Below are 10,477 nucleotides of genomic sequence, written 5' to 3' on the forward strand. Positions count from 1 at the left end.
AGATGGAATTCGACAAGTGTCCACCGTCTTTGCCCTCACCCCCTAACCCCCTCTCCCAACTTGGGAGAGGGGGAACAAGAAGCGAAGAAACTAATTTTACTCACCGCTTCCAGAACTTTAGAGCAGGTGAAAACCTTTCCTCGTCTATAGCACCCCTAGCCCAACCTGAAAGAGGAACAAAAAGCGAAGAAACTACTCTTACTCCCCTCTCCCAAACCCTCACCCATTTGAGACGTAGAGGAGGGGGTGAGGGCACTCCAGACAAATGGCAAGTTCCCCCAGCCCTACGGCAAAAAATGAAAGAAGTAGCCCGTCAGTTTCGCAAAGAACCTACACCCAGCGAAGCTATCCTCTGGCAAGCTTTGCGAAACCGTAAATTACAAGGTCGCAAATTCCGTCGTCAACAACCAATTGGGTGTTTTGTTGTTGATTTCTTTTGTGCAGCAGAACGTCTCATCGTGGAAGTAGACGGACCGATTCATGAATCTCAAAAGATTGCAGATCAACAGCGTCAGGAATTACTTGAATCCTTGGGACTGCGGTTTGTACGTATAAGTAGCTATTTGGTTGAAACAAATTTACCTGTTGCTTTAGACACCATTAGTCAAGCTTTTGTCCAAGATAGCCCTCATCCCCCAACCCCTTCTCCCAAAATGGCACAAGGGAAGCAATTAAACCCCTCTCCCATTCTGGGAGAGGGGCAGGGGTGAGGGCAATTTCACTAAATAAATTAGTATAAAAAAATATGAATATCATTAGTCAAGCTTTTGTCCAAGATAGCCCTCATCCCCCAACCCCTTCTCCCAAAATGGCACAAGGGAAGCAATTAAACCCCTCTCCCATTCTGGGAGAGGGGCAGGGGAGAGGGCAATCTCACTAAATAAATTAGTATAAAAAAAACTATGAGTATTAGTAATCGTGAACGAGTTGGCAGAGCATTAGACCTCCTGAAAGATGGCTTATATCCCTTTGTGGAAAGGGAGATGCGTTCCGTTTATAGCGATAAGTGGCTAGTCGCCGCCACGCCTTTTGTATCAGAAGACCGTAACCTGCGGCGCACTGTTCAACAACTCCTTAAACAGGATGTCTCAGAACAGCTTAAACTAATGTTTGGTCAGTGGCGTGACGTATTTAAAAAAACTCTAGGTAATGCGGAAAAAAACTTAGTTGGGGAGTTAAAAGAAACACGCAACGCTTGGGCGCATAACGAACCATTCTCTACAGAAGACGCTTATCGCGCTCTTGATAGCGTCTCGCGGTTACTCTCTTCCATCTCCGCACCAGAAGCAGATGAAGTTGACAAGCAAAAACAAGAACTGTTGCGCGTTCGCTTTACCGAACAAGCCCGTCGTGAAACTCGTCGCGCTACTCTCCAACCTGTAGAAGGCAATCCCACAGGTGGTTTAAAATCCTGGCGAGAAATTGTCACGCCTCACCCAGATGTTGCTTCTGGTCGCTATCAACAGGCGGAATTTGCTGCCGACCTTTGGCAAGTTTATTTAGATGAGGGTTCCGACGAATACCGCGTACCTACTGAGTTTTTCAGCCGCACTTTCCTTACTGAAGGGCTGAAGCAACTACTCACAAATGCCTTGCTACGTCTTTCTGGCAAGGGAGGCGACCCCGTTATCGAACTACAAACCAACTTTGGTGGCGGCAAAACTCACGCCATGTTGGCATTATACCACGTGTTTATGGGAGTTCCGGCATCTGAGTTACCTGGATTAGAACCAGTGCTGGAAGCAGCAGGTATTTTGCCTCCGCCGAAGGTAAGCACAGCGGTGCTGGTAGGCAATAAAATTTCTCCAGGTCAGCCGCAACATAAAAAAGATGGCACAGTTGTCAGGACTCTCTGGGGTGAACTGGCTTGGCAACTGGGGGGTAGAGAAGCCTACGAAATGATTCGCTCTTCAGATGAAACCTCAACTAACCCAGGCGATACCCTGCGGCTGTTGTTTAACCGCTATGCGCCCTGCTTGATTTTAATTGATGAATGGGTAGCTTATGCTCGTCAGCTGCACGAACAAAATGACCTCCCTGGAGGCAGTTTTGACACTCACTTTACTTTTGCCCAGACTTTGAGCGAATCGGCAAAAAATGCTGCACAAACGCTGTTGGTGGTCAGTATTCCTGCTTCTGATAATGAAATTGGAGGCGATCGCGGTAAAGAAGCCTTGAGTAGACTCAAAAACGCTATTGGCAGAGTTGAATCTCCTTGGCGTCCAGCAAGTGCTGATGAAAGCTTTGAAATTGTGCGGCGGCGATTATTTCAACCCATCACTGAAGAAAGCGGCTTTATTGCTCGTGATGCTGTCATCCGCGCTTTTGGGGAAATGTACCAAACCCAACCGCAGGAATTTCCTTCAGAATGTCGAGAAGCAACTTATAAGCGACGGCTAGAAAATGCTTATCCCATCCATCCAGAACTATTTGACCGACTTTACAACGACTGGTCAACTTTAGACAAATTCCAACGCACGCGTGGTGTCCTGCGACTGATGGCAAAGGTGATTCACTCACTTTGGGAGGGACAGGACAAGAGTTTGTTAATTATGCCTGCTAACGTGCCAATGGATGATGGACAGGTGCAAGCAGAATTAACTCGTTACCTAGAAGACAACTGGGTGCCAGTGATTGAGAAAGATGTGGATGGATATAATTCGCTGCCCTTGGCGTGCGATCGCCAAAACCCAAATTTAGGACGTTACTCTGCTTGCCGTCGTGTTGCCCGGACAATTTACCTTGGTTCTGCCCCCACTTTGCGAGCAGCCAATCGTGGTGTAGAAGACAACCGCATCAAATTGGGCTGCGTTCAACCAGGGGAAAGTGTTGCCACCTTCGGGGATGCTCTGCGCCGACTGACCGACCAAGCCACACACCTTTACGTCGATAATACTCGTTACTGGTTCTCCACTCAACCGAGTGTCACCCGACTTGCCCAAGATAGAGCCGAGCAAATTCAACAAACTCAGGATAAAGTTTGGGATGAAATTATTCATCGACTGAAGGCTGACAAGCAACGCGGTATTTTCGATGGAGTGCATATTGCCCCCGATTCCACCGCAGATGTTCCTGATGAAATGGCTGTGAGGCTCGTTGTCTTGGGACCGCAGCATCCTCATAAAAACAAGGAAAGTAACGCCCCAGCCCGCACGAGGGCAGAAGAAATACTGAACCAAAAGGGAGCTAGTCCTCGGTACTGCAAAAATATGTTGCTGTTCCTAGCACCAGACAAGGCAAAACTTGAGTTACTAGAACAATCTGTTTGCCAGTACCTCGCCTGGAATTCGATTGTGCGCGATAAAGAAGCTTTGAACTTGGATGTTTTTCAAAGCAATCAGGCGACAACCAAACAACAGCAAACCGACAAAGATGTTAAAAGTTTAATTCAGGAAGCTTACATTTGGCTATTAGTGCCGGAACAACCAGATCCCCAAGGGGCGATTGAATGGCAAGAAATCCGACTGCAAAAGCAAGACTCTCCTATTTTGCAGGCAAGTCGCAAAGCAGTTCACGAAGAACATTTGATTGCTAACTATGCTGCTAGCCGCTTGCGCTTAGAAGCCCTCGATCCCTATCTCTGGCGGGATGTCAATCACCTCGACCTTAAGAAGCTGTGGGAGTACCTAGCGTACTACCTGTACTTGCCACGTATCAAAAATCAACAAGTGCTGTTAGAGGCGATAAAAGAAGGAGTCGCAGCCTTACTGTGGAATGAAAATTTTGCCTACGCCACAGGCTGGGATGAAGCCAAAGGGCGTTACCTGGGTTTGAAAGCAGCTGAACATATTACCGTAACACTGAGCAGTCAAAACCTGATAGTTAAACCAGAAGTAGCGCAACGCCAGTTTGATGCAGATGCTGCTACCGTAAAAACTCAGACTTCAGTGGTTAAAGAAGCAACAGGGACATCAGTCTATAAGACTGAAAAGCAAAGTACTAAAGTCAGTTCTGATGATGTAGAAACACAAAATGGTACTTCCGGTCATCAAACAACTGTCACAGTTCCACCAAAGCGCTTTTATGGTTCAGTGAAGTTAGACTCATTGCGGTTACGACGCGATGCGGGACAGATAGCGGACGAGGTCATTCAACACCTTAGCAGTTTGGTAGGTGCAGAAGTAGAAATTACTTTGGAACTTCAGGTAACTGTTCCTGATGGAGTACCAGAGAATGTGATTCGTACAGTCACAGAGAACTGTCGGGTTTTGAAATTTACCAATCAGGAATTTGAGCAAGAGTGACTTTGAAGTCAACAATCGTGTTATCTGAAATTTGATTAACTATTTATCATTAAGTTGCGATTGTTTTGCGTTCTTGGTGATTGGGCTGTCTTCCCACTACGCTCCCTTGCAATCGCTTTTTATTATCGGTATCGCCTATAGAGGGGGTAAGGGCGTTTGACTTTTGGGCAGTTCATCGAAAGCATTGCCGATGTTACAACTAGCACTGTACCTGATTCGTAAAAATTAGTTTCTACCTGTAGCGCTCCTATGCAATTGGCATGGGAGCTATTGGTTTTGATTCCCACCTACCATTTGATTTTTGAAAATTACAATTGTACTCACATTACATCAATAGTAGAAACAACTTTACCTTCAGTATCATCTGGCACATATTCCAAAAGCTCACCGGGCTGACAATTCAATGCCATGCAAATACCGTTCAACCTTTCTGGCGTCAATCTTGGCATCTCGTCAACCTTGCGAAGTCTGTAAACCGAATTTTCTGTTATCCCTAATGCCTCTGCCAAGTCCTTGTTCCTAACTCGCTTTCGTGCCATCACTTCATTTAATTTCCAGCGAATCACTTACTTCCTAGACATACACTACATCCCCAGTTTAGTAGCTGCTAGACGTAGATTTCTCTACTTGTCGGTATTTTAAATTACAAGTAGATTTATAACATTCTAAGTTTTATAAATCTACTCTTGACGTATATCTACGCGAGACGTAGATTAATTGATAGACAAAAACAAAGGCGATCGCCCTCCGTCCAAAGATTGCGATCGCCTTTTGTAAAACCCCGTTAATGAGGTTACTTAGATGATTGTACAAGAAGAGTTTGATAACCAAGCCTCGGCTCAATCAGAGTTTGAGGAACATATTGACGATTTAGCTGACGCAGTAGCCCCAGAAATCGAAATTGACTCAGTACCAGATGATTTTGGAGAACTGTATCGAGTTTGGAACGGTTCCCATCTACTCGGAACTTTTTACCAAAATTTGGAGGGTAAATGGGTAGCCCAACCTTTTAATAGTGATGTCAGACCTCTGTGTGACACTCCTTTTAAGGCACAGATAATTATCATCGCTGTTAATGGCTTGTTGGTGGCAGATGTAGCGTAACGGCTTGCATAAATTAATTTTCCATCACCTGGAGACGTGGTTAACTTCACGTCTCTTTCTTGCTTTAAGCTTTTGATAAACAGAACTATCTTTAAAAAATTTTAAACTTATTCGAGAATAAAATGGTGTAATTTTTAGCGTAGTGCTGCGATCGCCCCTTGGACGGCTCCCTTTGAGAGCATCGCCGAAGCAGTTGCACTGTTCGCAATCAAGCCCTTAGCTTGCAGAATAGAATAATTCATAAGACAGCAAGATTAGGTTCTCAACGCAGGTATGGCTCACACGTTGCCTTAGCGCCTCTCGCATCAGGAGTTTTACGTTCTTTGAAAACAAGAAGATCCTGTAATCGCTCACAACCTGCTTTTAGCCAAGACTCAAATCTAATATCCCACAACCGCACAGTGCCATCTGAACCACCACTGACAATCGTCTGCTTATCTATGCTTATTGCTACTGACCTTACCGAACCCAGATGATCTCTCAATTCAGCGACTTGCTTGCCCTTGCTATCCCACAACCGCACTGTGCCATCATAACCACCACTGATAATCGCCTGCTTGTCTGTACTTATTGCTACTGACCTAACAGGACCCAGATGACCTCTGAATTCAGGAGCTTGTTTGCCCTGGGTATCCCACAACCGTACTGTGCCATCTGAACCACCACTGACAATCGTCTGTTTATCTATGCTTATTGCTACTGAAAATAATGGACCCCGTTGACTTCTGAATTGATCGACTGGCTTGCCTTGGCTATTCCACAACCGCACTGTACCATCATAATTACCACTGACAATGATCTGTTTATCTATACTTATCGCTACTGAACTCACGGAACCCTGTTGACTTCTGAATACAGCGACTCGATTGCCCTGGGTATCCCACAACCGTACTGTGCCATCTGAACCACCACTGACAATGGTCTGTTTATCTGTACTTATTGCTACTGAATATACGATACCTTGATGACCTCGGAATACAGCGACTTGCTTGCCCTGGGTATCCCACAACCGCACTATGCCATCTGAACCACCACTGACAATTGTTCGTCTATCCGTGCTTATTGCTACTGAGCTTACGTTAGTCTGTTGACTTCTGAATTCAGCGACTTGCTTGCCCTGGGTATCCCACAACCGTACCCTGCCATCTGAACCACCACTGACAATCGTCTGCTTATCTGTACTTATTGCTACTGCTTCTATGGAACCTTTCTGATCTTGGAATACAGTGACTTGCTTGCTTTTAGTATCCCACAACCGCACTGTGCCATCTAAACTGCCACTGATAATCGTCTGTTTATCTATACTTATTGCTACTGAGTTTACGAAACTCTGATGACCTCGGAATACAGCGACTTGGTTGCCTTTGTTATCCCACAACCGCACTGTGCCATCTAAACCACCACTGACAATCGTCTGCCTATCTGAACTTATTGCCACTGATAACACATAATTCTGATGACCTCTCAATTCGGCGACTTGGTTGCCTTTGTTATCCCACAACCGCGCTGTCGTATCTGAACTACCACTGACAATTGTCTGTCTATTAGTGCTTATTGCTACTGAATTGATGGAACCCTGATGACCTCGGAATACAGCGACTTGGTTGCCTTTGTTATCCCACAACCGCGCTGTCCTATCTGAACTACCACTGACAATTGTCTGTCCATCTGTGCTGATTGCTACTGAATTGACGGAACCCTGATGACCTCGGAATACAGCGACTTCGTTGCCCTTGTTATCCCACAAGCGCACTGTGCCATCATCACCACCACTGACAATTGTTTGCCCATCTGTGCTGATTGCTACTGAATTGACGGAACCCTTATGACCTCTCAATTTAGCGACTTGGTTGCCTTTGTTATCCCACAACTGCACTGTGCCATCTGAACCACCACTGACAATTGTCTGTCTATCCGTGCTCATCGCTACTGAGTATACGAAACCCTTATGACCTCTCAATTCGGCGACTTGGGTGCCTTTGTTATCCCACACCCGCACTGTGCCATCTGAACCACCACTGACAATTGTCTGTCCATCCGTGCTCATCGCTACTGAGTATACGAAACCCTTATGACCTCTGAAAACATTTTTTTCTCTACTATTTTGGACTGCACTGAATAAGCTGTCTTGTACTGATGGGGGTAATGATTGATTGGGGAAACTAAGCAAAGGTGAACGGCTTTGTCCTATAAGATTAATTGCAGTCATCAAGCTTGCTAAGGGATCTGTCAACGACAAACTTTTGGCTGCTTTAGCAGCTTGTTCTATCCGCCCTCTTTCTGAACTTCGCCACTGATAAGCAAAGAAAAATAAACCTGTAACCAATCCCCCAATTCCTAGCCACTGCAAACGCTTTCTGTTATTCTCTGCTTGTTGGGAAGCTTGAAAAAATTCCACCTGTAGCGGTGTCATGTTTTCGCTTGCCCGTTCTTTATATTTCTTTAATAAATCCAAATCTGGAGGACGCCAAAGGCTCCCATCTGGACGACCATTTTCATCCCAAACCCTTGCTGCTTCATCCAAGCGACGCTGGAAGCGGATGTCGCTGCGGCTGCTATCAAGCCATTGTCTCATCTGCCCCCAATTGGCAAATAACGCTTCGTGGGTGACTTCTGCGGTTTCTGTTCCGTCAATGCTAGAGAGGGTAACCAATCGCACACCAGGATGAGCAAATCTGTCAATCACCTTTTTGACATACTCTGGCTCATCTTTATAAGAAACCAAGCTATTAATATTGGCACGGCGGCGTGTGTCGCTTGTTCCTTCCCCAAGCTGAACTAATCCCAGAAAGACTCGTTGAGCAATTTTCTTTTCTTGTTCGTTGAGGCTTTGATAAATGCGTTGAGCTTCCAGAGCTAATGCTCCACCAACTCCACCAATTTGTTCAAGTGTCTTGACAGGTTCAACACCATTTTTTAGCCCGTCCCAAATACGTGTTAATGCAAACTGGAGCAGGGGTAATGCTCCTTCTCTTCCTTGGGTGTCTTGAAGTAACAAATTAACGACAGCTTCCTCCAGTGGATGACCTGCATTTGAAGCTGGTTTGGTAATTGCTTGCCGCAATTCCTCTGTACTCATGGCAGGTACAATGACACCAAGTTTTGCGATCGCCTGATTAAGTGCTGGATGTCGTTGAGTTTCTCCAAGAAAGTCGCTACGCAGAGTGATGATAACCGATACACAACCAGAGCGATCGCCTGCTGCATGAATTAAGTTCTCAATAAATATTTGGCGCTCAATAGCGTCATCGCAAAGCGAGTAAACTTCTTCAAACTGGTCTACTAAAACCACCAACGGCGATACAGCAATCTCTGGTAAAACATTGGCAATGCGCCGTAAGCCATCATAAATAATAGTATCAGTAGTGTGACTGCTAGTTTGTTTTAATTCTTCTGCAAACTCGCGGGTTTTAGCCACAGGAGTTTGGTCATTCGTCGCCACCCTTGCCAACACCGTTGCTAAAGCTTCAATGGGATGAGTTCCAGGGACAAGCACCGCCACTCGCGCTTGACTTTTACCCGGTAGAGGACGCCGTGCGAGTTCAGGAATTAAACCTGCACGCGCTAGGGAAGATTTACCAGAACCAGATGGTCCTAAAATTGGTAGCAAACGTAATGGCGCTTCTGGTTGAGTTGTGTTTTCGTGAAGAGTCCGAAATAGATTCCACAGTTTTTCGATTTGTTTTTCTCGCCCAAAATAGCGATCGCCGTCAACTTCAAGAAATGCGAGTAGCCCTTTGTAAGGATTGGGACCGATTTCTCCTGTGGTAGAAACTTTCTCTTGGTTTAGTTGATGCTCAAGTTGGTACTGGTAGATAACAACTTTATTGCCATCTCCAGAAATAATCGCACTGCTGATGGCATCCTTTTCAATCCTAATGCTGCGATTCTCATCCCTCAACCCGCGATCGCTCATGGATTCTGCCTCATCTACCGATTCACCAGCATCAAAGTGTCAACCCAACAATACTTAAGTAGCTTATGCCAGTTTTCACCCAGCCAAGACAATGATTGATTTTGTGATAGAAACTTCATAAAAAATTGCATATTTAACGAGATTGACGGAAATATGGTTCACACGTTGCCTTAGCTCCTTTTGCTTCAGAACTTTCACGGTTTTTGAAAACAGGATGATCCTGTAATCGCTCACAACCAGCTTTCAACCAAGACTCCAATCTAATATCCCACAACCGCACAGTGCCATCTGAACCACCACTGACAATTGTCTGTTTATTAGTGCTGATTGCTACTGACCTTACGGCAGTCTGATGACCTTTCAATTCAGTGAATTGCTTGCTCTTGCTATCCCACAACCGCACTGTGCCATCTGAACCACCACTGACAATTGTCTGTTTATCTGTGCTGATTGCTACTGAGCTTACGGGAGCCTGATGACCTTTCAATTCAGCGACTGGCTTGCCCTTGCTATCCCACAACCGCACAGTGCCATCTTCACCACCACTGACAATTGTCTGTTTATGTGTGCTGATTGCTACAGAGAAGACGTAACCCTGATGACCTTTCAATTCAGTGAATTGCTTGCTCTTGCTATCCCACAACCGCACAGTGCCATCATCACCACCACTGACAATTGTCTGTTTATCTGTGCTGATTGCTACAGAGAAGACGTAACCCTGATGACCTTTCAATTCAGTGAATTGCTTGCTCTTGCTATCCCACAACCGCACAGTGCCATCTTCACCACCACTGACAATTGTCTGTTTATTTGTGCTGATTGCTACAGAGAAGACGTAACCCTGATGACCTTTCAATTCAGTGAATTGCTTGCTCTTGCTATCCCACAACCGCACAGTGCCATCTTCACCACCACTGACAATTGTCTATTTATCTGTGCTTATTGCTACTGAATTTACGGAACCCTGATCACCTTTCAATTCAGCGAGTTGCTTGCCCTTGCTATCCCACAACCGCACTTTGCCATCATCACCACCACTGACAATTGTTTGCTTGTCTATGCTTATTGCTACTGATCTTACGTAACCCCGATGACCTCTCCATTTAGCGACTTGCTTGCCTTTGTTATCCCACAACCGCACTGTGCCATGATCACCACTGACCGGAAAACGAGACGCAAGCCCCTGGCTTTAGACATGGGGATAAGTCGCCAG

8 protein-coding genes are annotated in these 10,477 nt (G+C 45.6%); 4 read left to right on the forward strand and 4 right to left on the reverse strand.

Annotation, left to right across the window (positions count from 1 at the left end; genetic code table 11):
- Positions 1-2: 2 nt before the first annotated feature.
- Genes AACT52_RS19630 through AACT52_RS19640 form a run of 3 tightly spaced genes read left to right on the forward strand, consistent with a single transcriptional unit; the run spans position 3 to position 4,244 of the window.
- Positions 3-710, forward strand: a complete 708-nt coding sequence (locus AACT52_RS19630; RefSeq protein ID WP_198940959.1) for an endonuclease domain-containing protein — start codon at positions 3-5, stop codon at positions 708-710.
- Between the two features lie 35 nt (positions 711-745).
- On the forward strand, positions 746-880 hold the full coding sequence (locus tag AACT52_RS19635; RefSeq protein ID WP_272937110.1) for a hypothetical protein: 135 nt from the start codon (positions 746-748) through the stop codon (positions 878-880).
- Positions 881-902: 22 nt separating this feature from the next.
- The gene (locus AACT52_RS19640) at positions 903-4,244 is read left to right on the forward strand and encodes a Swt1 family HEPN domain-containing protein (RefSeq protein WP_073632965.1); all 3,342 of its coding nucleotides are present in this window, start codon (positions 903-905) and stop codon (positions 4,242-4,244) included.
- A gap of 320 nt (positions 4,245-4,564) precedes the next feature.
- Here the strand turns inward: AACT52_RS19640 and AACT52_RS19645 are convergent, their stop codons facing one another.
- Positions 4,565-4,783 carry a helix-turn-helix domain-containing protein gene (locus AACT52_RS19645; protein WP_073632966.1) on the reverse strand — a complete coding sequence of 73 codons (219 nt, stop codon included), beginning with the start codon at positions 4,781-4,783 and terminating at the stop codon, positions 4,565-4,567.
- A 262-nt stretch (positions 4,784-5,045) separates the two neighbouring features.
- On the opposite strand from AACT52_RS19645, the gene AACT52_RS19650 reads away from it, so the two are divergent.
- The gene (locus tag AACT52_RS19650; protein WP_073632967.1) at positions 5,046-5,348 is read left to right on the forward strand and encodes a hypothetical protein; all 303 of its coding nucleotides are present in this window, start codon (positions 5,046-5,048) and stop codon (positions 5,346-5,348) included.
- Positions 5,349-5,610: 262 nt separating this feature from the next.
- On the opposite strand, the gene AACT52_RS19655 is transcribed toward AACT52_RS19650, so the two are convergent.
- The 3 genes from AACT52_RS19655 to AACT52_RS41450 all read right to left on the reverse strand — a co-directional run bounded on the left by AACT52_RS19655 (position 5,611) and on the right by AACT52_RS41450 (position 10,405).
- Positions 5,611-9,264 carry an nSTAND1 domain-containing NTPase gene (locus tag AACT52_RS19655; protein ID WP_073632968.1) on the reverse strand — a complete coding sequence of 1,218 codons (3,654 nt, stop codon included), beginning with the start codon at positions 9,262-9,264 and terminating at the stop codon, positions 5,611-5,613.
- Between the two features lie 133 nt (positions 9,265-9,397).
- Positions 9,398-10,186: a WD40 repeat domain-containing protein gene (locus AACT52_RS19660; protein WP_337251623.1), complete on the reverse strand. Its 789-nt coding sequence runs from the start codon at positions 10,184-10,186 to the stop codon at positions 9,398-9,400.
- A gap of 3 nt (positions 10,187-10,189) precedes the next feature.
- Positions 10,190-10,405 carry a WD40 repeat domain-containing protein gene (locus AACT52_RS41450; protein ID WP_073632970.1) on the reverse strand — a complete coding sequence of 72 codons (216 nt, stop codon included), beginning with the start codon at positions 10,403-10,405 and terminating at the stop codon, positions 10,190-10,192.
- Positions 10,406-10,477 lie beyond the last annotated feature (72 nt).

Source organism: Scytonema sp. HK-05 (assembly GCF_963872035.1).
Taxonomy (GTDB): domain Bacteria; phylum Cyanobacteriota; class Cyanobacteriia; order Cyanobacteriales; family Nostocaceae; genus Kalymmatonema.